The sequence below is a fragment of the Donghicola eburneus genome (assembly GCF_900115865.1).
Lineage (GTDB): Bacteria > Pseudomonadota > Alphaproteobacteria > Rhodobacterales > Rhodobacteraceae > Donghicola > Donghicola eburneus.
Map to the genome: position 1 here is coordinate 1 of NZ_FOXY01000007.1, position 25,582 is coordinate 25,582.

Annotated in this window: 20 protein-coding genes; 12 read left to right on the forward strand and 8 right to left on the reverse strand. The window is 58.9% G+C overall.

Features of this window, described 5'->3' with window-relative positions; all coding sequences use genetic code 11:
• Positions 1-732: 732 nt before the first annotated feature.
• From arsJ to BM225_RS12945, 4 genes are all read right to left on the reverse strand, one after another.
• Positions 733-1,977: an organoarsenical effux MFS transporter ArsJ gene (arsJ, locus tag BM225_RS12930; RefSeq protein ID WP_072704689.1), complete on the reverse strand. Its 1,245-nt coding sequence runs from the start codon at positions 1,975-1,977 to the stop codon at positions 733-735.
• The gene (locus BM225_RS12935) at positions 1,974-2,972 is read right to left on the reverse strand and encodes an ArsJ-associated glyceraldehyde-3-phosphate dehydrogenase (protein WP_092464796.1); all 999 of its coding nucleotides are present in this window, start codon (positions 2,970-2,972) and stop codon (positions 1,974-1,976) included. The genes arsJ and BM225_RS12935 overlap by 4 nt, the downstream gene beginning before the upstream one ends.
• Positions 2,969-3,793: an arsenate reductase/protein-tyrosine-phosphatase family protein gene (locus BM225_RS12940; protein WP_072704695.1), complete on the reverse strand. Its 825-nt coding sequence runs from the start codon at positions 3,791-3,793 to the stop codon at positions 2,969-2,971. The genes BM225_RS12935 and BM225_RS12940 overlap by 4 nt, the downstream gene beginning before the upstream one ends.
• A gap of 93 nt (positions 3,794-3,886) precedes the next feature.
• Positions 3,887-5,314: an alanine/glycine:cation symporter family protein gene (locus BM225_RS12945; protein ID WP_072704698.1), complete on the reverse strand. Its 1,428-nt coding sequence runs from the start codon at positions 5,312-5,314 to the stop codon at positions 3,887-3,889.
• Positions 5,315-5,454: 140 nt separating this feature from the next.
• On the opposite strand from BM225_RS12945, the gene BM225_RS12950 reads away from it, so the two are divergent.
• Complete coding sequence (locus BM225_RS12950) at positions 5,455-6,267, forward strand: helix-turn-helix domain-containing protein (protein ID WP_072704701.1); 813 nt, start codon at positions 5,455-5,457, stop codon at positions 6,265-6,267.
• Here BM225_RS12950 and BM225_RS12955 read toward each other — a convergent pair.
• Entirely contained in the window at positions 6,264-7,217 is a 954-nt protein-coding gene (locus BM225_RS12955) for an asparaginase (protein ID WP_072704704.1), read from the reverse strand. The two genes, BM225_RS12950 and BM225_RS12955, sit on opposite strands and share 4 nt — an antisense overlap.
• A 284-nt stretch (positions 7,218-7,501) precedes the next feature.
• Here BM225_RS12955 and BM225_RS12960 point away from each other — a divergent pair, with 284 nt between their 5' ends.
• Positions 7,502-8,761: an AGE family epimerase/isomerase gene (locus BM225_RS12960; RefSeq protein ID WP_072704707.1), complete on the forward strand. Its 1,260-nt coding sequence runs from the start codon at positions 7,502-7,504 to the stop codon at positions 8,759-8,761.
• On the opposite strand, the gene pobA is transcribed toward BM225_RS12960, so the two are convergent.
• The 3 genes from pobA to BM225_RS12975 form a co-directional block, all read right to left on the reverse strand.
• On the reverse strand, positions 8,755-9,924 hold the full coding sequence (gene pobA / locus BM225_RS12965; RefSeq protein ID WP_092464797.1) for a 4-hydroxybenzoate 3-monooxygenase: 1,170 nt from the start codon (positions 9,922-9,924) through the stop codon (positions 8,755-8,757). The two genes, BM225_RS12960 and pobA, sit on opposite strands and share 7 nt — an antisense overlap.
• A 105-nt stretch (positions 9,925-10,029) precedes the next feature.
• On the reverse strand, positions 10,030-10,842 hold the full coding sequence (locus BM225_RS12970; protein ID WP_072704713.1) for a sugar phosphate isomerase/epimerase family protein: 813 nt from the start codon (positions 10,840-10,842) through the stop codon (positions 10,030-10,032).
• Positions 10,839-12,533: an FAD-dependent oxidoreductase gene (locus BM225_RS12975; RefSeq protein WP_072704716.1), complete on the reverse strand. Its 1,695-nt coding sequence runs from the start codon at positions 12,531-12,533 to the stop codon at positions 10,839-10,841. Before BM225_RS12975 ends, BM225_RS12970 begins: the two co-directional genes overlap by 4 nt.
• 119 nt (positions 12,534-12,652) lie before the next feature.
• Between BM225_RS12975 and BM225_RS12980 the strand changes: the two genes are divergently transcribed.
• From BM225_RS12980 to BM225_RS13025, 10 genes are all read left to right on the forward strand, one after another.
• Positions 12,653-13,561: a LysR family transcriptional regulator gene (locus BM225_RS12980; protein ID WP_092464798.1), complete on the forward strand. Its 909-nt coding sequence runs from the start codon at positions 12,653-12,655 to the stop codon at positions 13,559-13,561.
• A gap of 148 nt (positions 13,562-13,709) precedes the next feature.
• A complete protein-coding gene (locus BM225_RS12985) occupies positions 13,710-14,714 on the forward strand; it encodes a Bug family tripartite tricarboxylate transporter substrate binding protein (RefSeq protein WP_072704722.1) in 1,005 nt (334 codons plus the stop codon).
• A 126-nt stretch (positions 14,715-14,840) separates the two neighbouring features.
• Complete coding sequence (locus tag BM225_RS12990; RefSeq protein WP_072704725.1) at positions 14,841-15,419, forward strand: tripartite tricarboxylate transporter TctB family protein; 579 nt, start codon at positions 14,841-14,843, stop codon at positions 15,417-15,419.
• The gene (locus tag BM225_RS12995) at positions 15,416-16,933 is read left to right on the forward strand and encodes a tripartite tricarboxylate transporter permease (RefSeq protein ID WP_072704727.1); all 1,518 of its coding nucleotides are present in this window, start codon (positions 15,416-15,418) and stop codon (positions 16,931-16,933) included. Before BM225_RS12990 ends, BM225_RS12995 begins: the two co-directional genes overlap by 4 nt.
• Positions 16,933-17,784: a shikimate dehydrogenase family protein gene (locus BM225_RS13000; protein ID WP_072704729.1), complete on the forward strand. Its 852-nt coding sequence runs from the start codon at positions 16,933-16,935 to the stop codon at positions 17,782-17,784. The genes BM225_RS12995 and BM225_RS13000 overlap by 1 nt, the downstream gene beginning before the upstream one ends.
• Entirely contained in the window at positions 17,784-19,670 is a 1,887-nt protein-coding gene (locus tag BM225_RS13005; RefSeq protein ID WP_072704732.1) for a bifunctional sugar phosphate isomerase/epimerase/4-hydroxyphenylpyruvate dioxygenase family protein, read from the forward strand. The genes BM225_RS13000 and BM225_RS13005 overlap by 1 nt, the downstream gene beginning before the upstream one ends.
• A 192-nt stretch (positions 19,671-19,862) precedes the next feature.
• Positions 19,863-20,174 (forward strand): hypothetical protein, encoded by a 312-nt coding sequence (locus tag BM225_RS13010; protein WP_072704735.1) that lies wholly within the window; start codon positions 19,863-19,865, stop codon positions 20,172-20,174.
• A complete protein-coding gene (locus BM225_RS13015) occupies positions 20,171-21,412 on the forward strand; it encodes a methyl-accepting chemotaxis protein (protein ID WP_072704738.1) in 1,242 nt (413 codons plus the stop codon). The genes BM225_RS13010 and BM225_RS13015 overlap by 4 nt, the downstream gene beginning before the upstream one ends.
• Before the next feature lie 460 nt (positions 21,413-21,872).
• Positions 21,873-24,245, forward strand: coding sequence for a substrate-binding domain-containing protein (locus tag BM225_RS13020; RefSeq protein WP_072704740.1), 2,373 nt, complete (start codon positions 21,873-21,875; stop codon positions 24,243-24,245).
• Positions 24,246-24,265: 20 nt separating this feature from the next.
• On the forward strand, positions 24,266-25,558 hold the full coding sequence (locus BM225_RS13025) for a hypothetical protein (protein WP_072704743.1): 1,293 nt from the start codon (positions 24,266-24,268) through the stop codon (positions 25,556-25,558).
• Positions 25,559-25,582 lie beyond the last annotated feature (24 nt).

Genomic DNA, 25,582 nt, shown 5'->3' on the forward strand with positions numbered 1-25,582 from the left:
ATCTGTTCGTCCGTAAATCGTGTACGCTTCATTGTCTGTCCTCAAATTGGGTCAGACTCTAATCGATGATGGAGGAAAAATCCCGTGGCAGGTCACCTGTAAACACACAGTTAAGACAGGAGATGCTGGGTCCCATCGTTAATCTATTTATGCAAGGCGATCGAAAGAGCTATATCGGCCAGTTTCTTTGTACATATTGATCTAAGGAGACAGCGATGGACGATTGCAGGGGATTTCACAGGCGAGTTCAAGCTCGATCAATTCTCCCTAAGTGCTATTCACACCATCCGTTTTGCTCTGGCACGAACGTATTCCAAGCCGGGTCGGGGCATCTCACATAACAAGATGCTAAGTCGAAAAGCCGTGTTTAAGGTGGACCGAAATTTCTATACGAGCGGCTTTGTCAAATACCTTCAAAGAAGCAAGCCGTGCGCAATTCGAGTTCCTGCAATCAACGCTTTCGAATTGTGGGCAGCATTCGTAACTTATGGATGACGAGAGCAGCGAGTACGATGGCCGAGAGTAATACTTTGGGCATCGATCATAGCGGATCGAGACGCGACGCCAATCCTTCACGTTACACTGCCGACAGAGGAAGGGGGGAGGGTAACGAGAAAATGCCCCGCGCTATAGATCAGCAGGGCCCGCGAAAGCGAGGGCCGAGAAGGCCGCTGTTGTGCAAAAAGAACAGTTATAGTGCCGACGCTAAACGAATAAGCGTCAGTAATTCCTTCAAGAGCGTAACTGACCTGCCGCAATCATTGACATGAGCACCATAACGGTCGCGCACGCTAAGAGCAGCACCAAGCCCCCCATTTGGTAAGCTGCCCCAGACATAACAGTCCCAATCAGTCGCCCCGCGGCGTTGGCCATGTAGTAAAAGCCCACGTCCATAGTTACCCGTTCTGACTTGGTGAATGCGAGGATCAGGTACGAATGGAGCGAAGAATTGATTGCGAAGACGGCGCCAAAGGCCAAGAGTCCAACGATCAGTAACGCCGTAAGCCAATCGGATGGGCCGGTTGCCATGAATGCGGCGCAGGCGAGAGCGGCAGGAATGGCCGAAAGCAAGAACGCCCAACGGCGCGCGTCGGCGATGAGAGCCGCTTCCGAACGGGCGCCTGCGCGCAGGACTTTGGGCGCAAGACCTTGGATCAAGCCGTACAGAATAATCCACGCAGCCATGAACGTTCCGATGATGAAGAATGCCGTGCGATTGCCCTCTGCGGTCCCATCAGACAGCACACTGTAAAAATAGATCGGGATGCCCACCACAAACCACACGTCCCGCGCAGCAAATAGAAACAGGCGTGCCACCGAGAGCCAGTTCACGTTGGCCGACTTTGAGAAGACTTCCGAAAATTTGGCACCCTTTCGTCCTGTCGGCAGCCCGGCAGGCATCGCATAGGCAATAGCGACGAGTATGATGAACAACACGCCTGCCATCAAATAAGTCGCCCAAACAAAACCTAACGTGGACAACATCAGAGTACCCAGCAAGAAGCCGACGCCTTTGACCGCATTCTTGGAGCCTGTCAGGACAGCGACCCAACGGAACAGACCTCCTTTCTCAGTTGGGGCCAGAAGCTTGACTGCAGACTTTGACGACATCTTGGCCAGATCCTTGGCCACGCCGCTCGCACCTTGGACGCACATAACGTAGGTGACTGACAGACCGATGGACCATGCTGGATCGAGTTGCGCCAAGGCAATCAGCGCAACCACCTGAATGCCGAGCCCGACGTAGAGGGTAGAGGTCAGTCCAAACCGCGCGGCAATCCAGCCTGCGGACAGGTTCGTGACCATGCCTGCAATCTCGTAAAGCACGAACAAGTAGGCCAGTTGCACAGGGCTGAAGCCCAGAGTGTGGAAATGCAGCAAAACGAGCATTCTCAGCGCCCCGTCGGTCAGCATGAAAGCCCAATAGGCCGCTGTGACCGCGATGTAGGCGGACATTCCTTCGGGGCGGGTGCTCACAGGCGGGCTCCGACCATTTCGGCCACGTCAACGAGCCGATGCGCGTAGCCCATCTCGTTGTCATACCAAGCGTAGACTTTGACTTGGGTGCCGTTGATCACCATCGTCGACAGGGCGTCCACGATCGAGGAACGTATGTCGTTGGTGTAGTCGGTAGACACCAGCGGCCGTGTTTCATAGCCGAGGATGCCGGCCAGCGGGCCTTCGGCGGCGGCTTTGAACAAGGCATTGACCTCTTCGGCTGTGGTCTCCCGCTCCACCTCAAAGACGCAGTCGGTCAGCGACGCATTCAGCAGAGGCACACGCACGGCATGACCGTTCAGGCGGCCCTTGAGTTCGGGATAGATCAGGGTGATCGCCGTGGCGCTGCCCGTTGTCGTCGGGATTAGCGAGTTCAGTGCAGATCGCGCGCGGCGCAGATCCTTGGCGGGGCGATCCACGATGGTCTGTGTGTTGGTCACGTCGTGGATCGTGGTGATCGAACCATGCTTGATGCCCAAGTTTTCGTGGATGACCTTGACCACAGGTGCAAGGCAGTTGGTGGTGCAGCTTGCCGCGGTGACGATCTGATGCTCTTTGGGATCGTAGACGTCGTTGTTCACGCCGTAGACAATGTTCGCCGTGGGGCCGTCTTTGACAGGGGCCGAGACGACAACCTTTTTCACGCCTGCTGCAAAGTAGGGGGCGAGCTTGGCCTCGGTCTTGAAAACGCCGGTGCAGTCGATGACTACATCAACGCCGTCCAGAGGCAGTTCGTTCAGGTCAGATGTACCGACAAACGGCAGGCGGGTGCCGTTGATCGTGACGCTATCCGAGTCGTGGCTGAACTCTGCATCCCAGCGGCCGTGAACGGTGTCGAATTCCAGCAAGTGGGCATGCATCTCGGGATCGCCTACTGCGTCGTTGATCCATGCTATCTTGGCGCCGCGCTCGAGCAGCGGTTTGAGGGCAAGCTTACCGATGCGGCCAAGGCCATTCAGGGCGTAGGTGATCATGCGTCGTAGTCCTTTGGCATGCGGGCAATAGAGTCGATCGCGCTCTGCAACGCGATCCGGTCCAGCGAGTCGACTTGTAGCTGCACGAAAGCGGCAACGCGCTGGCGCAGCGCGCGATAGGTGTGTTGGTAGGCGTCTTCGATAGAGAATCCGCTTGCGACCAGAGAGCTGGGGTCTGGCAAGCCCCAGTGGCCGCTGATCGGTTGCCCCTCCCATGTGGGGCACTCTTCGTTCGCGGCTTGGTTGCACACAGTGAAAACGAAATCCATTTGCGGGGCCATATGCCCCTGAAACGCATCCATGTGTTTGGGCGACAGGCCGATGGGTTCAATCCCGTTGGCTTCGAGTGTGCGTAGGGCCATTGGGTTCACGGAGTCGCGCGGATGTGTCCCGGCGGAGTAGGCCTTGAACCGATCACCCGCCATGTCTCGCAGAATGGCTTCGGCCATGATCGACCTTGCAGAGTTTCCGGTGCACAAGAACAGAACGCTCATTTTGCCGCTTGATCTTGGAGCGGGGGCTGGGGCGCACATTTCGGGGCGGCCACGGCAGCAATCCACCAGCAGATAGTCAAAGGTCTGTCGCACAGTCTCCATATCCACCGAATACATGAGCGAGGTGCCCGCGCGTTGCTGCGTCACCAGCCCGACCTGCATGAGCGAGGACAGGTAGGTGGAGAGAGTACTGGCCTTGAGGTCCAGCGCGCCCGCGATTTCACCTGCGGGCAATCGGTCTGGATAGCGGCGCATCAACAGACGGAACAGGGCCAGCCGCGCAGGGTGACCCAGAATAGCGAGACGATCGGGAATCATTTTTTCCATATTTCAGGTATATCCGAAATATAGACATTGGAGCGTGAATTTTTTGTAACGCCCCATAAAAAAGGGCCACCCGAAGGTGGCCCTAAGTTTGGCTTAGCCGTTGTGGCCGCGCCATGCTTCGCGGTCGATATCGAGATCCGCAAAGTCATCTGGGTTCAGGACAGGGCGTTCGACCCCATCCTTGAGTTGTTCCCGGAAGTCGCGCAGCAGGCGCATCGCGACAGGGAAGAGCATCATGATCGCAAGCAGGTTCACGATCGCCAGAATGCCCATCATCGGGTCCGAGAAGAAGAAGACGGCGGTTGCTCCGGGTGCGACGGCACCAAGGAAGACAATGCCCATGATCGCCAGACGGAAGCTGACCAGAACTGCTTTGCTCTGGGTCATGAAGGTCAGAGCGTTTTCGCCAAGGTAGTAGTTGTAGATGATCGACGAGAAAGCAAAGAGCAGGATCGCCAGCGTCAGGTAGTACTGCGCCCAATCACCAAGGTGGAACACGATGGACTGCTGGGTCAGGGCGACACCGTCGATGCCTTCGGCACCGGGAACGTAGACATCACCCAGCAGGATCACGAAAGCGGTGCACGAGCAGATCAGGATGGTATCGATGAAGACCGAGAAGGCCTGCGTGATGCCTTGGCTGATCGGGTGACGCACATGGGCAGTCGCCGCGACGTTGGGGGCAGAGCCCAAGCCTGCCTCGTTCGAGAACAGACCGCGGCGTAGACCTTGGGCAATCGCTGCGCCCATACCGCCACTGACAGCTTCTTCCCAACCAAAGGCATTGCGCACAATGGTGGTCAGGACGGTGGGAATGTCGCTGAGATTCATCAAGATGACGACCAGTGCCATCAGGATATAGCCCACCGCCATGATCGGGACGACAACGTCCGACGCCTTGGCAATGCGGTGGATGCCGCCAAAGATGATGAAGCCAGAGATCACGGCCAGCGCGATACCGGTCCACAGGCGATCCACACCCAGCGAGTCCTGTACAGCGCCCGCGACGGTGTTGCCTTGGAATGCGTTGAAGCCGAGGCCGAACGCTGCGATCAGGCAGATCGCGTAGACCACTGCCAGCCATTTGTAGGAGGCACCGAGGCCGTGCATGATCGCGGTCGCCGGACCACCGCGATAGCCGCCGTCATCGGTCTTGCGCTTGAACAGCTGCGCGAGCGAGCATTCGACGAGGCTAGTGGCCATGCCGACCAGCGCAATCGCCCACATCCAGAACACCGCGCCGGGCCCGCCAAGGGTGATCGCAACCGCAACGCCCGCGATGTTGCCACCGCCGACACGACCGCCCACAGATACCAGCAATGCCTCGCGTGCAGAAATCTGGGAATTGTCGTCCGAGTTGTTCTTGTTCGACAGAACTCGGAACATGCGGCCGAAGTACTCGATCTGGACAAAGCCGGTGGCGATGGTGATGAACGCGCCAAAGACGACAAGGATCGGGATCAGGGACCAACCCCATGTCAGATCGCCGATCCTGCCAAAGATCATTTCTAAAAATTCCATGAAGCCCCTCGTGGATCCGGTCTTGGTTCAAAGTTCGGGGCACCCTAGTGAGCGAACCGAGGGTTACCATTTCGCTAGCTTGCGCAGGGGTGGCGCGATCTGTATGCGAACCAGCGTCAACTAGTGAAAGATGTGCCCACATGTCCCGAGATTTGCCCGCCAACCTGAAGGCGCTGTGCAGTTATCATAAATCTATCGCCGAAGTGTGCCGGCAGTTGGGCATGAACCGCTCGCAGTTCAACCGCTACCTCAGCGGCGAGACGTTTCCCTCCTTGCGGATCATGCGGCGGATGTGCGACTTCTTTGGTGTCGAAGAGGCTGAACTGCTGCTGCCCCACGGACAGTTCATGGAGCTGATCAGGCTCAAACCTCAGGAATCCGGCGTACGCGCCGAAACCAACAAGATCGCCGCAATTGCTGAGGACCTGCGCATGGGCTCTCGGACCGATCTGGATCGCTACGTGGGATATTATTTCACCTACTACAACTCCATGTCCCATCCGGGGATGATCTTGCGAGCGCTGACGCAGCTGTACCGTACCCAGCACGGGATCAACGTCAAAAGCATCGAGAAGGTCGGTTTGCCTGGTCAGGCCAAGTTCACCTGCAAATACGAGGGCGCTTGCTTCTTGCTGGGGGATCGCCTGTTCATGACCGTGATGGAGATGCTGACCCGCAACGAGGTCATGCAGATCATCCTTTATCCCAGCTATAACAACCGGATCAATTATTTGACGGGCGTCGTGACAGGGGTGGCCGCCCGTGCGCCGCGCCCGCCTGCGGCCACGCGGATGGTCTGTCAGTATCTGGGCCAGAGCCTTGATCTGCGTAAAAGTCTGAAGCTGAGCGGGCTCTATCAGCCAGACGATACATCGATCCCAGCAGAGGTGCGTCACATGCTGTCGGGCGGTCTGCGCGCGGGGTCGGGTCTGATCGAGGCGCCTCTGCCCTAAGCGGCGGTGTATTCCCCACACTGGCAGGTGGTCAGGTACTCGCGCTGCGAGTCAATGTTTTCGAATTGGCTCAGGGCGAATTGGACTTTGGCATAAGCCATCTCTGGTGTCATGTCGCGTCCGTCGATCACATCAGTCTCGCGCAGGACGCCGCCCGCTGCGTAGGTGCCAAGGCGAATCCCGCCCTCGGCGCACTGGGACACGGCGACGACCGGGATTTGCCGCTCTTGCGCGCGGCGCAGGGCTGCGCGCAAGGCGGGCGTATCCGGAGCCGTACCCGAGCCATAGCAGCGCAGGACGATGCCCGCGCAGGTGTCTGCGGCAAAACGGATCAGCTCTGTGCAGGTGCCGGGCGTGATCGAGACCACGCCGACGCGGTGGTCCTGAACTTGTGCGAGGTTCAAGGTTTCCGCGGGGATCACTGGCGGGGTCATCACCGTCTCGGCTTCGAACGCGTCAAAGGCATGGGAATGGGATTTCCGGACCCGCCCGCCGTGCAGCAGATTGCCCGCGAATTGCACCCAGACGCCTGCGGGGGCTTCGCTCGCGGCGGTCAGGGCATCGTTCAGGTTTCGCGTACCGTCCGTCCCTTCAACCGTCAGGGGCAACATCGCACCCGTGACGATCACCGGCTTGCGTAGTCCACGAAGCCCCAGACACAGAGCGGCTGCAGTGTAGGCGAGTGTGTCCGTGCCGTGGGTCACGACGAACCCGTCATAGCGGTCGTACTCCGCATGGATGGTTGCGGCGATCTTGGCCCAATCGGCAGGGGTGGCCTGCGCGCTATCAATCAACGGATCAAAGCCTTGGACGTGCACTTCGGTCGAGACCTGACCCGCTGCCCGCAACTCTTCGATTGCGGTTTCCAACACGCCAGAGCGAGGGGCAAACCCTGCATCGGTTTGAACCATGCCGATGGTGCCACCGGTGTGAATCACTAACAGAGCCATATTGTCCCCTTGCCGTTTGCTGGATTGTAACCTTGATCGCATGCGCGCCGATAGGGTCTGGTGCCCGACGCAGGCAAGCGCTGCCAGATATCGCATGCTCTGCGTTTGGTGTGAACTGCCCTAACCAGAGCATCAATTCGCGTCAAAACGCCCATACGCCGGAATACGCTCGTTGCCGAAGCTCTGGTTTCGGGCGACTCAGATGGCCGGTCTCCGCTTGAGCCGTTATCGCAAACAGTCTTACAAGAAGGGTAACTTTGCCCTTGTTCGATCAGGAGACCCCCATGCCCCAATCAGCGCCCGGACCAGAGGGATCGACCCCGTGGCTCTCCTCGCCTGAGCATCGTGCGTGGCTGACCCAAGAGGCCGAGCGACAGCTTGATTTCTTTGCGCGTAGCATCCGGCCTGAAGGAGGCTTTGTATCTCTGGATTATGACGGGGCGCCGATGGCGCACCAACTCCAAGAACTGCATTCCACAACGCGCTTGGTCCACAGCTACGCCTTGGCGCACTTGGCAGGGTATCAGGGCGCGGAGACGCTGATTGACCAAGGCATGGCGTACCTTTGGAACGCGCATCGCGACAGGGCGTATAGCGGCTATGTATGGGGCGTGCAGGGGCAGCAGGTCGCCGACGGGCGCAAGCTGGCCTATGGGCATGTTTTCGTCTTGCTGGCTGGGGCGTCGGCCAAGTGCGCAGGTCACCCCGATGCGGACCGCTTGATTGATGATGCGAGCCACGTGCTCGACACCCACTTCTGGGAGGATGGCCCGAGCCTGTTCGCAGATGAGTGGAACCGAGATTGGACGCCATTTTCGACCTATCGCGGGATGAACGCCAACATGCATGGGGCCGAAGCGCTGCTCGCCGCCTACGAGGCCACAGGGCGCGAGGTTTATCTGACACGGGCAGGACGTATTCTAGATTTCTTTATGCGACACGTCGCGCGGGATGAAGGCTGGCGTATTCCCGAACATTATACTGCTGATTGGCAAATAGATCGTGCCTATGACGGTGATCCGATGTTCCGGCCCAAAGGCACGACACCGGGACACTCTGTCGAGTGGTCGCGCCTGCTCTTGCAATACTGGGATCTGGTGGGGCGTCCAAAGGACGGCACGCTAGACATCGCGCGCTGTGTGGTGACCCGAGCGCTAGAGGATGCATGGGATACAGAGCGCGGCGGGCTGGTCTACACACTGAACTTCAATGGTACGCCGGACATCGCCGACCGCTATTGGTGGCCGGTGACTGAGGCGATCGGCGTGCTCGCGAGTCTCTTGAAGATCGCGCCGACGGAAGAGGACGAGCAGTGGTATCGACGCCTTTGGCAGTTCGCAAATGACCACTTTGTCGACCATGTTCATGGGGGCTGGTTCCCCGAGATCGACGCAGAGGGGCGTCCAATGGCGACACAATTCGCGGGGAAGCCCGACGTTTATCATGCGTTACAGGCGACGATGTTCCCGTTAGCGCAGGGCGTGTCCCGTTACGCCAAAGCGTTTGAGGACGCGCCCTTATGGCCTGTCGGTCAAGGTCAGTAAGGCAGACCGATATAATTCTCGGCTAGATCGCGGCGGGCAGTTTCAGAGTCCGCCAGATGGCGCAGCGTCGATTTCCGCATCTGCTCGGCAAAACTATCCTCCCCGTCAAAGCGGTGCAGCATGGTGGTCATTTGCCAGCTAAAGCGCATGGCTTTCCAAATGCGTTGCAGGGCGCGGGCCGAATATTCTTCGATCCCTGTCTGGCTGTTGCTCTTTACGGCGTCGATCAGGGCTTGGTGCAGGTAAAACACGTCAGATGCAGCAAGGTTCAAACCCTTGGCGCCGGTCGGCGGCACGATGTGTGCGGCGTCACCCACAAGGAATAGGTTCCCCCAGCGCAGCGGCTCCGACACAAAGGATCGCAGGGGCGCAATGGACTTTTCAATCGACGGACCAGTGACCAAGCGGCTCGCGGCTTCGGACGGGATGCGGCGGCTGAACTCCTCCCAAAAGCGGTCGTCGGACCAGTCTTCAACGGTATCGGTCAGCGGTACCTGAACATAATAACGCACAAGATTTTCGTTGCGCATGGAAGCCAGAGCAAAGCCGTGGCGCGAGTTTGAATAGATCAGTTCGTCGTTCACTGGAGGGGTGTGAGACAGAATGCCGAGCCAGCCAAAGGGGTACACACGCTCGAACTCGCTACGCTTTTCTTCGGGGATCGTCTTGCGGCTGACCCCGTGGAAGCCATCGCAGCCCGCAACAAACAGGCAGTCGAGCCGTTTTTCTTCGCCCTCGTGACGGAAGGTAACATAGGATTGGGTCTGGTCCAGATCATGGATCGAAAGGTCCTCTACGCCGTGCAGAATTTGCGTGCCCATGGTGTCTTGGGCGGCATAGAGGTCTGTGGTGACTTCGGTCTGGCCATAGACCATGACCTGTTTGCCCGTCAGGTGTTTGAAGTCGATGTGGACCATCAAGTCCTCGTCGGTCATGTAACAGCCGTCGTGGGGGATGCCCTCTTTGCCCATGCGGTCGCCGACACCGGCCTCGCGCAGTAAATCCACAGCGCCCCATTCCAGAATGCCCGCACGAATGCGTGACAGGACGTGCTCTCGGGTCGAACGCTCTAGCACCACGGTCTCAACACCCGCGCGGTTCAGCAACTGTGACAGCAACAGCCCTGACGGTCCGCCGCCAATAATCGCCACCTGAGTTTTCATGATCGTCCTCCCTTTTCGTGGCGGTCAGTTTGCCCTTGAACAGAGAAGACGGTAAATGGAGCGCTCCAGCCTGTGCTGGTACTTTTCGTGCATTTTGGCCTCAGCTTATGTCGCTGAAAGGGTATCCAGCAAAGCGCGGGTTTTCCGCACGTAGGTGGCAAAAGCGCTGGCAAACCCCCTAGCCGACATTGGCGCGGGACGAGGAATCTCTAGCCCAATGGGCGCATCGGGCGCGGCCCTTAGAAAGGCAGCCAGATCGATTTGTCCGTCGCCCGGCGCGAACCGTTCAGCGCGTGCTGTGTGCAGTAGATCCTCGACCGCGTAGGCGGGCAGAACAGGCGCATCGCAGAGGTGCAAAAAGGGGATCCGCTCCTGCGGGATCTGAGCCAACAGGTCAAGCGAAGAGCCCGAGCGGTCGAAGTGCAGGCTGTCGACCAACAGGCCCACGTCGTCACCCGCCGCTTGCACCACTTTCCAGCAGGTCGCCAAATCAGGCACCGAAGTCCACGGAAAGAACTCTAGTACGACCCCTAGGCCACGCGCCTGCGCGGCCTCTGACAGCGCCCCGATTGTTTGGGACAGCCGTGACAGGTCTTCGTCGTACGGGGCGAGGATGGCGGTGTTCGCCTCAAGCTCCGCGCCACAATCAAAGAAGGGCAGCAAGCTTTCTACTGTGGTTTCGGCGGTGACTTTGACGAATTCGATGTCGTTCACACGCAGTCCGCTGTTGCGCAGGGCGTCCTTGGTGGCGCGCATCATGGCGGGGTCTTGCCACAGGGGATAACCGGGCGAATCTGCCGTGACTTTGATCAGCCTTAGACCGACTGCATCCAGTTCGCCCTCTGCAGCGGCTTCGATCAGGGCAGGGGGTGCGAGCTCAATCGCGCTAAGATGGGCAATAGAAATGTCGCGCGTCATGTGTTCGCTCCGGTCTGGGCCGCGTGCCGGCCCGCAATAAAGCCAAAGGTCATTGCGGGACCAAGGTTAATCCCGCCTGCCGGATAGAACCCGCCAAAGACAGAGGCCGCGTCCGTGCCCGCCGCATATAGCCCACCAATCACGGAGCCATCTGCGCGCAGCACTTGGGCGTTCTCATTCGTTGCCAGCCCCGCAAATGTCCCGAAGCTGCCAGGCACAACCTCGACCGCGTAGAACGGCGCTTTGCGGATCGGGGCTACGTTTGGATTGGGCGTTTGCTCTGGGTCACCCTGAAGTCGCATGTAAGGGCTCGTGCCGCGACCAAAGGCTGGGTCCTCGCCCCGATCTGCGCCCGCATTCCAGTCAGCCAGCGTTTGCGTCAGGCCATTGGCGTCTATCCCGCAAGCGCGAGCCAGCTCTTCGGGGGTGCGTCCGGTTTTCAAGTACCCGCGCTTGATCCATTGCTTGAAGGGCAGGGGCTGCGGACGCACCACGCCGATGCCGTACCGGCGCAGGAAACGGTGATCGCAGATCAGCCAACTGCGCGCGGGCGTTCCCTCTGGTGTTACGCGGAGCAGAGCCTCAACATAATCATGATAGCCAAGACCTTCGTTGCAGAAGCGCTGGCCGTTCGCGAGTACGCCAATCAGACCGGGTTTCCCACGATCAATGATGTGGGGGAATTGCGCGACGCGGCCATCGGGCCAGCGTACAGTCGAGACGGGACAGAATGCAGCGGGCCGTGCAATATCAGTACGCACATGTGCGCCGACTGCTTCGGCCAAGGCAAGGCCGCTGCCATTGGCGCTCTTGACCGCGAGGGTGCGGTGCTCCTCGTTGCGGGGAAAGGTTTGGGCGCGCCGTGTGTCATCCTGAGGGTAGCCGCCACATGCCAACACGACACTTGGTGCGCTGAGGTTCGTGCCATCGGATAGAACGACGCCGGTAATGGTGCTGCCATCGGTGTTTAGATGTGTGACTGTCTGGCCGGTGCGGATATCGACACCCGCCATGCGCGCGGATTTCAGCAAGCGACCGACCAGAGCGATCCCGTTCCGCAAATCCATTCCACGCCGATACAAGGCCAGATCTCGGAAATGAAGCAGCGTGCGCTTCGTGACATAGGCAAAGGATTTCACCGACCGCGTCATGGTCATGAAAGCACGCAGGTCGGCACCGGCCTGAATGGTCATTCCCAGAAAGGTGGTCTCTCGCACCGGCTTGCGCAGTAGGGCGATGTCCGCCCCCAGATCTCGGGCATCGTAGGGACGGGCGATCACCGACCGTCCGCCGGTACCTGCGCCTGCCACGTGGCCATACGTGTCGGGGATGGGAAAGCCACCGTCGAATTGCAGCGCTGTGCCCCTTTCAAAAAAGCTGACCATCTCTGGCGCGGCCTTTAGAAACGCATCCACCCGTTTGGCATCAAAGTAGTTGCCCAGAACGCCCTTCAGGTAGGTGCGGGGGGCGTCGATATCCTCGTCAATCCCGGCGCGCTTTGCAGGGCCATTACGCGGGCTCCAGATCCAGCCACCAGACCACGCTGTCGTGCCGCCGATTACAGGCTCTTTCTCGATCATTGCGACGCGTGCGCCATGGCCCGCTGCCGTCACGGCTGCGGACAACCCAGCCGCGCCGGACCCTAAGACGATCACGTCAAAGCTAGCTTTTTCAGGTGTATTAACCGCCACTTTATTGCCCCCTCGTCCCCTCAATGGGCCCATCTCAGGCATTCCGCTGCGTAACGTCAATTACAAGTATATCGAATTACGGAACATCATGTTAATCACTGTGGCGGGAGGAGACAGGCATGAAAGAAATTACTCTTCGCCAGATCGAGGTAATCCGTGCCGTGATGCTGCGCGGGACGATTAGTGGCGCAGCGGACCATTTGGGGGTCTCCGCCCCCGGCATCAGCCGATTGATCAAACACACAGAGGAGAGCCTTGGTATCCGATTGTTCGAACGCCGCGCTGGCCTCTTTACTCCTGCGGTCGAGGCGAGCGCTGTCTTTGACCAGATCCGAGAGGTCTACAAGGGCGTCGAAAACCTGCAGCTCGCGCTCGACTCCCTACAAAAGGGAGAGGACGTAAGATTGGCCTTTGCCTCTGCCCCGTCGGTGGCGCAATTCATCGCCACGCGTGCGATCCGCGATCTACGGGGGCGCTACCCTGACCTCTATATTGACCTGAATATTTTGAAAATTGAGGAAACGGTCGACTATCTGCTGCTCGAGCGTGGCGAGTTCGTTATCATGAGCTCGCCCGTGCAGAACGCCGGTATCGAAAACACACAGATTGCCGAAGGGCGAATCGTCGTGATTGTCCCAGATGGCCATAGGCTGGCAGAGCAGGATGAAATCTCGATTTACGATTTAGAACACGAGCCTCTGATCGGGATCGATCCTGCGGATCCCTACGGGCAAATCCTTGCCAAACCCTTTGTTGAGGCCGGATTGACGATGCAGCATTCCATCCGTGGACGTTTTGCACAGACACTTGTCAGCTTCGTCCGGCATGGGCTTGGGGTGGCCTTGATCGATGAGTTTTCTGTGGCCGAAGTCTACATGCCGGGTTTGGTGCGTAAGCCCCTGAAAGAAAATGTTGTTGTTCAGTCCTACGTGGTACAAAAGCGGGGTCGAAACCTTTCAGCCTTTGCCGAAGATGCGATACGACTGCTGACCCGTGAATTGGCGAATGCAGCAACACATTGGCGCTAAATCCTGCCCGCAGTAAAATAACCTCAGGTTAATAGGAGATAACTTTAGGTATTTGACGTTATGCCTTGGCTTCGTCAGTCTCTGGTCTTAACGGGTAGCTCTGCGAGCAATAAGCTATTCCGACATTATCTCATTGGGAGGAGATACTATGAAACGCTTCGCTTTCGGCGCCGTCTCGGCGCTCGTACTTTCTGCAACCGGTGTTTTGGCGGCTGACTATCCCGCCAAGGAAATCCAAGGCATCATCCAGTGGGGTGCTGGTGGGTCTACCGATACCGTAATGCGCTCGGTCACCCCCCACGCCGAAGATGCGCTGGGTGGCACTGTTGTCATGCAGAACATGACCGGCGGCGTTGGCGCGATCGCGCTGAACTACGTCGCGACCCAGTCGACCGACGGCTACACCCTGCTGATGGGCGCGGAAAACCCGCTGCTCTACAAAGTCATGGGTCTGGGCAAGAAAGACTACACTGACTTTACCCCCATCAACCTGCTGGCACGTGGCACCCCGATTTTGGTGGCAAGCCCTGACGCGCCTTTCGATGATTACGCAGGCATGATGGCCTACATCAAAGAGAACCCCGGTGAAGTCCGCTTCGGCGCGACTGGCCCCGGCGGCCTGCCTTCGGTTGTCACCGCGATGATCGAAACTGTCGAAGGCGAGCTGGACGTGATCTCGGTGCCCTACGACGGTGACGGCCCCGCGCTGACCGCTCTGCAGGGTGGTGCGATTGACGTGATGCCCGCCGTTCTGGGCGCAGCGATCGAAGGCATCCGCGCAGGCAACATGAAGCCGCTGGCTCTGTTCGACGTTGCAGCAAACGAAAAGCTGCCCGACGCGCCCGCAGTCACCGACTTCAACGAGACCTATAACGACTTCCTGCCTTGGGGTCCGTTCTTTGGTGTGTTCGTTGCCAAAGGCACCCCTGATGATGTCGTCGAAAAGCTGTCGGCTGCCTATGCCGAAGCCGCAACCAACGAAGACTTCGTTCAGCTGATGGACAACCGTGGTTTCACCATGATGAACATCTCGGGTGCCGAAGCCGAAGACTTCCTGTCGACTTGGCAGCAGAACACCACTTGGCTGCTGCAGGACGCTGGTCTGACCAAGAACTCGCCCGAAGAGTTCGGCATTGCGCGTCCCGGCGAATAAATCAAACTGACAGATCGCCCGCTTGGCGGGCGAAGCTGCTATACTGGCGCCGCTCGTCCCTAGATGGGCGGCGTCTATCGTTCCGCAGGGCGGGCCACGCCTTGCACTAGGCTGATGGAGGAAGCCATGGAACCCGATTTTCGCGGTGATGCTGATCACCACGATGGTACGTCCGATGCCACTCCGGGTGGCTACGCAGACAGCCGTCGCCCCGGTGAACTGGTTTTCACCATTCTTCTGACGATTGGGAGCGGTGCGCTCTTGTGGAACGCCTACGGTATCGCGGGCTTTGAGGCGCTGTCCTCGCCCGGTGCGATCCCGATGGCGACAGCCGCCGTTATGCTGATCTCGTCGATTATTATTCTGGTCAAGACGGCCCGACTGAAGCTCGTGGCGAACGAAACCATGTCCAAGGATATTTTGCCTTGGCTCGTGATCGTCATGTTCGTTTTGCTTGTGGCATTTGGCATCGCTCTGAAACCGCTGGGATTTATTCCGACGGCCGCAATTTTCCTGATCCTCTCGATGAAGCTCATGGCCCGCCGCAGCTGGCCTGTGACCTTGCTCATCGCTCTTGGATCGCTCGTGGTGATTTGGCTGATCTTCCGCATCGTCTTCACGGTGCTCTTGCCCGCAGGCATCGTGCCCGAGGCAGAGTTCATCCAGTACTTCCGCGACCTATTCTCCGCAGGAGGTGACGCATGAGCGCCCTGATGGATATGCTGATGATCTTTACAAACCCGCAGCTGCTGTTGCTGGTGGGCTTGGGCACCTTTGCCGGCGTTTATGTCGGTGCCATTCCCGGTCTTTCGGTGACGATGGCGGTGTCGATCCTGATTTCGTTCACGTTTTCTTGGGATGTTCTGCCAGCGATCTCTCTGATGATCGGTATCTACATGGGCGGCGTCTATGGCGGCTCTCGGACAGCGATCCTACTCAATATTCCCGGTGCGCCTTCGGCGATTGCCACCGCGATGGATGGCTATCCCATGGCCAAGCGGGGCGAGGCAGGGACCGCCATTGGCGTGACCACCGTTATGTCGTTCTTTGGTGGCTTTATCGGGATCGGTGTGCTGGCTCTGGCCGCGCCCTTTGTCTCTAAGTTTGCGCTGACCTTCCAGCCGAGGGACTACATGCTGCTGGCCGTTCTGGGCATTTTGCTCGTGGGGTCGCTATCGTCCGGTTCGCTGATCAAGGGAACCTTCGCAGGTGCTTTGGGAATTGGCATCGGTGCGGTGGGCATGGACCCGTTGACCTTTACCGAGCGTTTCACCTTTGACATCCCGCTGCTGACCCAAGGCATCTCGTTCATCGCCGTGATGATCGGTATGTTCGGTGTTTCAGAGGCGCTGCTCCAGCTGCATCACATCGACATGCCCGCTGTGCGGCAAAAGATCGACCGCATCGTTCCGTCCTTTAGCACCATCAAGAAGCATCTGCCGCTATCGGTTCAGACGTCTTCTATTGGTGTCATCATTGGCGCTTTGCCAGGGACAGGCGGCGATATCGCTGCGCTTATGGCCTATGACCACGCCAAGCGTGTGACCAAGAACCCCGAGCGTGAATTCGGCGACGGTGCAATCGAAGGTCTTGTTGCCCCTGAAACTGCGAACAACGCGGCGGTGGGCGGTGCATTCATTCCGATGATGACCCTTGGTATCCCCGGTGATGCGGTTACTGCGATTATGATCGGTGCGCTATATATCCACGGCCTGAACCCCGGTCCGATGCTGATGATCGACCAGCCGCACATGTTCTGGTTCATCGTGGGCGCGCTGATCACCGCAAACTTCTTTATCCTGCTGTTCGGCCTGACAGGCATCAAGCTGTTCACCAAGATCGTGGAAATCCCTCGCGCGTTTCTGATCCCCCTGATCATGCTCTTGTCCATCGTCGGCGCCTATGCGGTGAACAACTCAATCACCGACGTCTACTGGATGCTTGGCTTTGGTGTGTTCGGCTACTTTATGCGTCACTACGGCTACCCCTTGGGTCCGGTCATTCTTGGTGTGATCCTGAGCCGCCTCTTGGACGATAACTGGCGCCGTGCGATCATCTCCGAGCGCGAAGATCTGGGGCGCTTCTTTGGTGGTCTCTTCTCCAGCCCGCTCTCGACCGTTTTGTTCGTCGCCGTGGTGCTGATTTTCGTGTCGCAAACCCCGCTGTGGACCAAGGGCAAAGCTTTGATCTTTGGCCGTAGCAACCGGAGTGCATCGTAATGCAAGACCTGCCCGTCACACTTCAACTTGGCCTGATCGGTGACAATATCGCCGCCTCGCGCTCACCCCTGTTGCACAAGATTGCAGGCGAGCAAAACGGGATGGACGTCAGCTATCTGCGTCTGGTGCCCCGCGAGATGGAGCAGGACTTTGACGGTGTGTTCCAGTACGCCAAAGACAACGGCTACCGCGGGATCAACGTCACCTATCCCTACAAGGAGTACGTGACCAAGTTCCTCGAAGTCGAGGACCCGCTGGTCCGCGGCATCGGTGCGTGCAACACCGTGATCTTTGGCGAAGGAATGCCCAAGGGGCACAACACCGATTACTCGGGCTTCATGTCGGCCTATCGGAACGTGCGGGGGAATCTTGCCCCCGGTGCGGTCCTGATGATCGGCACTGGTGGCGTGGGGCGTGCGATTGCCTTTGGTCTGGTCGGTCTGGGCTGCAAGGAACTGCGTCTGGTCGACCGCGACATGCTCAAGGCAGAAGCTCTGGCCGCCGACGTCCGCAAGACCGCGCCCGATGTCAAAGTCGTTTGTGGCTCGAATGCCGAGGCTTTGGCCGACGGCGCACAGGGCATCGTGAACTGCACCCCCGTAGGCATGGTCGGCTATGACGGCACACCGCTGGCGGAATGGGCGATGGCTGGTGCGGCGTGGGCGTTTGACGCGGTCTACACTCCGCCGAACACCCAGTTCCTGTCGGACGCCAAGGCCAACGGCCTCGACATCATTTCGGGGTGGGAGCTGTTCTTCTTCCAAGGGGTTCACGCGTGGAAATTCTTCTGCGGCGCGCCCTTGGATGAACCTGCGCTGCGCGCGGAACTCATGACCGAAAGGACATACTAATGAAGACCTCGATCGCCACTGTATCGGTCTCTGGCAACCTGCGCGAAAAGCTCGAAGCAATCGCCGCCGCAGGCTTCTCGGCGATCGAGATTTTCGAACAGGACTTTATCGCGGACGAAGGCACCCCGCGCGATGTGGGGCGCATTGTCCGCGACCACGGGCTGGAAATTGCGCTGTTCCAACCCTTCCGCGATTTCGAAGGTCTGCCCGGTACCCTGCGCACCAAGGCCTTTGATCGCGCCGAGCGTAAATTCGATCTGATGCAGGAATTGGGCACCGATCTGGTGCTATTCTGCTCGTCGGTGCATCCGCAGGCGTTGGGCGGGATCGACCGCGCCGCCGAGGATTTCGCCGAACTGGGGGAACGCGCGGCTAAGCGCGGCATCCGCGTGGGTTACGAGGCGCTGGCGTGGGGCACCCACGTCAACGATCACCGCGATGCGTGGGAAATCGTGCGCCGTGCGGATCACCCGAACATTGGTCTGATCGTGGACAGCTTCCACACGCTGGGCCGCAAGATCGATCCGAACACCATCCGCCGCATCCCCGGTGACAAGATCTTCTTTGTCCAGCTGGCAGACGCGCCGATGATCGAGATGGACCTGCTGTACTGGTCCCGCCACTTCCGTAACATGCCGGGCGAGGGCGATCTGGCCGTCACCGACTTTATGCGTGCTGTTGTCGCGACCGGCTACCAAGGCCCTGTGAGCCTCGAGATTTTCAACGACCAGTTCCGTCAGGGTAACGCCAAGACCGTGGCCCGCGATGGCTATCGTTCGCTGATCAACCTGATGGACGACGTGCGCCGCCAAGAGCCCGAAGTCGCAATGCCCTTGCCGAACCTCCCGCCCAAGGTCGAGGTCAACGGTACGTCCTTTATTGAATTCGCGTCCCGCGGTGATGACGCCGAGAAACTGCGCAAGCAACTGGAAGTTCTGGGTTTCGCCAAGACAGGCCAGCACGTCGACAAGAAAGTCGCGCTTTGGCAGCAGGGCGATATCCGCGTGATTATCAACGAAGAGCCCCACGATTTCGCGGGATCGGCCTACAACATGCACGGCACTTGCGTGTGTGACTTCGGTCTGGATGTGGGATCGGCGGCGGACACTGTCACCCGCGCCAAGGCGCTGGGGGCGACCATGTTCTCGCAGCCCCTGTCCGAGGGGCAGATCGACATTCCGGTGATCCGTGGTCTGGGGGGCAGCCTGCTGCATTTCCTTGATCAGTCGGACAAGCTGGCCCCCGTCTGGCAGCACGAATTCTCGCCTGTCGAAGCTGACACCACCGGCGTGGGCCTCAAGCACGTCGACCACGTGGCGCAGACAATGACCTATGACGATATGCTGTCTTGGTCTCTGTTCTACACCTCGCTGTTCGACATGAAGCAGTCCCCAATGTTCGACGTGACCGACCCTGACGGTCTGGTCCGCTCTCGCGCGATGGAGGCGAAGTCGGGCAAGTTTCGTATCACCCTGAACGGCGCGGAAACCCACCGGACGCTAGCGGGTGCATTCCTAGCGGACAGCTTTGGCGCGCCGGTTCAGCACATCGCGCTGGCGACTGACGACATCTTTGAGACCGCGCAGAAACTGGCGGATCGCGGATTTGCGACTTTGCCGATTTCGGGGAACTACTACGATGACCTCGCCGCGCGCTTTGACATTGACCCGGATCAGCTGGCCACCATGAAGAAGCTGAACATCCTGTACGACCGCGACGACCAAGGGGAGTTCTTCCAAGTCTACAGTCAGGCGATTCCCGGCGGGCTCTTTGTCGAAGTGTTGGAGCGCCGAAATGGTTACGCAGGCTACGGCGCGCCTAATGCCCCCATGCGCATCGCGGCGCAAAAGCGGCTGGCGCGGGCCAAGGATATGCCCCGAAACTAGGTCTTCACAGAATTGAAACGTTAGAGCAGGTGCCATTTGGTGCCTGTTTTTCTTTTAATATCAGTGGGTGAGGACCGAATGGGGATAGGGAAACAGCAACTTGGTCAGTTGGCGTTAACCCGATTGGATGAGGCCACGGCGCATAAGTCGGGACCCGATTGATCGCCTTTTTGCGTTCAGTAAACAGGCTAAATGCGAAACCTTCACCCTGCGCCCCTCATTGCCATCGGATTGATCGCCATTCTCATTGCAGAACTGGCGAGTGTCGCCGTGGCATCAGTGCCCGAGGAGGCAGATTTGGTCCTTGTAATCGCTCCGCCGTGGCACGGAGGCCCCGAGGCCATCGTCTTGTCTGCTGGCGGCTCGATCGTAGGTCCGACCAACGCTCCGCTCGCGGTGGTTGCGACTGACGCGGCACCGGCGGCGTTCAAAGAAGCAGGAGCTTGGTTTTTGCTCGACCCAAATAAATTTCCCTTCCTCTGCGCAACGGAAACACCCAAATGAGTACTGAAGATCTCTCTTCCACCAAGGCGAATGCGATCGCGATGACCCGTCTGGTCGCGATGGCTCTGGCGCCCCTCTCCCCAATCGCGGCGTTCATCGTAGGTGGCAATGTTGTCGCAGAACTCGTTGTCGCCGGCGTGCTGATGGCTGTTGCGTTCCTGTCGAACCGCGTGGCGCTCAGGTCGCAAGCCATCGTCCTCGGCGTGGTTCTGACGGGCTGTGCTGCGGCGCTTGTTTCTGCGTTTGCAGGGCATCCCTGGCAGATTGACGCGCACATGATCTTCTTTGCCGTTCTTGCAATCATTGCGACCATGGGCAGTAAGCCAGCACTTCTCGTCACCGTTGGGGTTGCAGCGGTGCACCACCTTGCCTTTGGCCTGTTGGCGCCGTCGCTCGTCTTTCCTAGCGTAGATGTGTTGGATGCTCTGGGGCGCGTTGTCTTCCATGCTGTGATCGTGGTCCTTGAAGCAGCGATCCTGTTCTGGTCTATGCACCAGTCTGACAAAGCCGAAGTCGCTATTTTGGACGGCCGCGCCGAACTCAGTAAATCCGCTGCTGCTGCCGAAGAAGCGCAGGTCGAAGCCGAAGCCACGCGCGAGCAGGCTCTGGAAGTCGCTGCGCGCACTCGCAAAGAGGGTCAGAAAGCCGCCGTCGCCGTCGAAGAGATTTCTGCCGCAGCCAGCGCCGCAGCCGAGACCGCCAGCAACGCGCGCGCCGTTGTGGAGCAGACGCGCTCTTATGCCGAGGGCTCCGGCGCGGTTGTCCACCGTGCAATGGATGCGATGGACGCAATCAAAACATCGTCCTCGCAGATCGACACCATCATCACTGTGATCGACGAAATCGCCCGTCAGACCGACCTTCTGGCGCTGAACGCTGCGGTCGAATCCGCTCGCGCAGGCGAAGCAGGCCGCGGCTTTGCTGTGGTCGCTCAGGAAGTCCGTAAGCTGGCGCAGCGCTCGGCCGATGCCAGCCAGCAGATCCGCAATCTGGTGACAACCTCTTCGGAGCAGGTTTCCGAAGGTGTGGAACTGGTGTCTGAAACCGGTGAATCCTTGAACCAGATACTGAACGCTGTGTCCGAACTCGCCGATCTGATGAACGGTATCGCCGAAAACGCCAAACAGCAGTCCGAGGGTCTAAACCAAGTCAGCGTCGCGATTTCGCAGATCGACAACATCTCGGAAGATGATGTGAAACAGACTATCTCGTCCAAGCCGGTTTTGGCTCTGGCCTAAGTCCCCTGATTCACCAAGAATAGCAAAGCGCCCGCCGAAAGGTCGGGCGCTTTTGCGTTTCTGGGGCGGCTCCATTGGCAAGCTGAGTTGTATAATTGTCGCAAGGATCAGTTGCCCGAGGAAACTCGCAAAAACCATATTCTTAAATTTCTATTTGAGCGTGGGCGTTTAGGGCGACGTCCACGCAACTACAGGTTTTCAAAACGCTCATCTATTCACCGAAATTTGAGATGTGTTGCACTTTAAGGTTGCAAAGAAAGAATCTGTCGCCATGCTTTGGCTGCGGAAATTCATCATTTTCTGTCACATAACTGTAATGAATTATTGGGATTAGCTGGGGGGCGTTCCGACGAAATCACAGGGCTATGGGCTGCCGCGTTGCAATCTTTGATTGCATCGCGCTTGCGGAGCTTTGTCATTTGCGCGGGCCTTCTGGCGTAAGGGTATCAAGGGATTTTTGATGTTTAAGACCTTCGCTTCGGGTGTCTCGTGCTCGGTTGTGTTTGCGTTGCTCACGTCGACCGCCGCTGTGGCACAGGACAGCATGACTTTTGCGACCAGCGAGCCGTACGGCCTGATTTCGGGAAGTGAGCTGCCCGATGGCGGCGTGGGGACGCTGGCTTTCAAACATATTCTCGACAAGGCAGGTATCGCCGCCGACATCACCTTTGCGCCGACATGGTCCGACGCAGAGGGCGGTGCGCGCGACGGCACGTATGCTGGTGCCTTCCCCTATTACTATACTCTGAGCCGATCGCTGGGGTTCTTGTACACCGACGCGGTGCTCGCCGTGGGCGAGCGCCTGTATGCGCGGGATAGCAGACTGAGTTCTTTGGATGACCTGAGCGGTCAGGATCTGTGCTATCCAGCGGGTTACAATCTTGCGACCTCGCTCCAACTGCGCGTGGATGCTGGTGACTTTGCGCGTGTGACTGCAAATGACATGAACGGCTGCTTCCAGATGCTGTCAAATGGTGACGTCTTCGCAGTTCTCTCGGATCAGAGCGAAGCGGCCTTTGTTTTGAACTTTGCCGATTTTGATGTCTCGTCGATCCGCGAAAGCTCTTTTGATCTGGCACGTCGCACCCTTCACCTGATGTTGCCCTTTGACATGCCGAACGCAGCCGCGACGATCGAGGCATTCAACGCGGCGTTGGCCGAGGCCCGCGACAGTGGTGAGCTTGCAGAGCTGCTCAAGGACCGGATTGATGTGGATCTGCTGCCCGCAAGCGCCACAGATTATCGCCTGAAATCGGCGGTCGAAGCGACCCTGAAGCTGCATGATGGTTCGCGCCAAAAAGGCATGGTCCTAGAAGTGGCACCGGGCCGCTATGACGTGAACACCCAATACGGGCCGATCACATATCCCCGCAGCATTATCGCCGATATCTGCCCCGCCGATGGCTGCCCCGAAGATCTGGTCGTTGCCGAGGCACCCGCCGCTGAGGCCGAGGCGCAAGACGTTGCCGAGGTCGTTGCAGAGGATGTGGCCGAGGCAGTGGTCGAGGCCGACGTCGTGGCCAGCATTCAGCCCACCGCTCTGCGTCTGCACGGCTCGAACACCATCGGGGCGCAGTTGGCACCGGCGCTGCTTGAAGCCTGGGTCGCCCAAGAAGGCGCATCCATGGGCGCATGGGTTCTGGGTGACGAGAACGAGCGTTCAGTCGAGATCGAGGGCGAACTCCCCGGCGGCGTGAGCGAGATCACTCTGGCCGCACATGGCAGTTCCACCGGCTTCCGCGCCATGCTGCAAGGCGAGGCGGACATTGCGTTGGCGTCGCGCCGGATCAAAGATGAAGAGCGCAATGATCTGCAGGTTGCAGGTTACGCTGACCCACTGGCCGAAGGCGCCAATGGCGAGATTGTGGTCGGCCTCGATGGTGTTGCGATCATCGTGCACCCTGACAATCCGGTCCGTGAACTCAGCATCGAACAGGTTCGCGATATCTTTGCAGGTATTGTGACCAACTGGATCCAGATCGGTGGGCCAGACCTGCCCATCGTGGTCCACGCGCGGGACGATAAGTCGGGCACCTTTGACACCTTTGACACGCTGGTAATGAACGATCTGCCGCTGGTCTCTTCGGCCAAAGAGTTCGAGTCCAACGCCAACCTGTCGGACGCTGTCCGCGCAGAGCCTGGTGCGATTGGCTTCACCGGTCTGTCCTATGTGCGCAATGCCAAGGCGCTACCGCTAAAGGTATGTGACGCGATCCACAGCCCCACCGCCTTCTCGGTCAAGACCGAAGAATATCCGCTGAGCCGTCGTCTCTACATGTACAAGAACGCGAGCGCCGATCCGGCGGATGTCGAAGCGTTCACCGACTTTGTTGTTGGCGAAGGCCAAGAGCAGTTGGAAAAGCATGGCTTTGTTGACCTGAACCTAGGCGTGCGCTCCGGCTGGGAGGCTGTCGATGCACTGGCCAACATTCAGTTCATGCCTCACCAGAACGGTCCGGTTGTCCGTGACTACGTTTTGACTGTCCGTGACATGGATCGCCTTAGCGCGACGTTCCACTTCGTCACCGGCTCTTCGAATTTGGATGCGCGCTCTGTGGATGACATGGGCCGTCTGGTTGAGTGGATGAACCAGCCCGAAAATGCAGACCGCAAACTGGTCTTTGCAGGGTTTGCGGACAACACCGGCGGCTACGACATCAACCTCGAAATCTCGCGCCAGCGGGCACAGGCCTTGGCTGACCAGCTGCGGGCCGAATTGGGCCGTGATGTCGAAATTCAAGTCATGGCAGTCGGCGAAGATGCCCCCGTCGCGTGCAACGATGAGACGGGCTACGACCGCAACCGCCGCGTCGAAGTGTGGGCGTCGCGTTGATTGATAAAAAGGGGAGTGTAATGCGTATTCTGTTTAAAACACTCGGCGTCGTGGTGTTGTGCGCGACGATGCAGCCGGTCCTTGCTGAGAACACGGCAGAGGCTGCGGCCGCCGCTGAGGTGCGCCAAGCCGTCCGGATCGAAGCGCCGTCCGAGCTGCCCAAAGCGGCTGTCGCCCCGGCAGCCCCCGAAACCGAAGGAGGGGCCGGTTTGGCCCTTCCCAAGGGATTTGATGCCCCCAAACTGGATCAGAAAGCTGTCGCCCAAGCGCCCACGCCTGCGCCGATCCCTGTGGCGGATGAAAACCCTGCGCCGGTCATGCCAGCCTGCGACGACCCGCGCACGGTCGAACTGGTCGAAACTGACAGAGGCACGGCTTTGATGGTCGCGCCGATCTGTGCGGATCAGGTGCGTTTGTCGCTGACCGACCGCGATGGCGCTATTCTGAAGCCAGAGTTCAACGTGATCGACAGGACATTGCGCGCGGACCTGCCCTGTGGGCGTGTCTTCAAGGCGGTCAAGATGATGGTTGGTTTTCAGCCGGTCTCTGTCGGTCTGGTCCCGCGGGAATTGCCTTGCAGCGAGCAGGTCATCGAAGCCGCGATGCCGGTTGAAGAGGCTGCGCCTGCGGCCCCCGCTGTCCCGCAGAGCGGCTGTGGCAATGCCTTTGACGGTGCGGTGGTGGATGGCATTCTGACCGCAGGCTTCAGCGGCTGCAACACAGGCGAAGTGGTGACCTTAACCTACCGCGACCATGCCTTTGACGGCATCGCGAATGCCGATGGCATGGCGCAGATCAACCTGCCTTTGCTTAGTGAGACCGCTGTGATTCAAATGGCTGACGGCGCCGAGCAAGAGGTTACCTGGCCAGAGGCGAACCGCACCATTCGCGTCGTTCTGGCATGGGACCAGCCGGTGGATCTGGACCTCTACGTTCTGGAGCCTGGTCAGAGCTATAACACCTTCGAAGGTGCAGCCCATGCCGTGGCGCAGACAGCTGAGGATGCGTTGGGCCGCATGGTTCACACCTCCGAAGGTGCGCAAGGGCTGGTGTTCGAGGTGTATGACAGCCTGCAAAATGGCGGTGCCCAAGGCTACGGGACGGTCGTCGTTACGGACGTCAGCCGTGGTATGGTGCCAACCGGCGATCATTGCGGAAGCGGTCCGCTGGCGGGTCCAGACTTCTACGTGATGAGCGGTGGTGCCGAAGCGCTGCAAGAGGTGCACTTCGCCTTTACCAAATCGGAGTGCGGGTCAGAATTGTCGCGCGGGGAATATTACCGCCGCGTCGATGACATCCGACCTTTCTGGTGATGCAATAGGGGCGGCTCTCGGGCC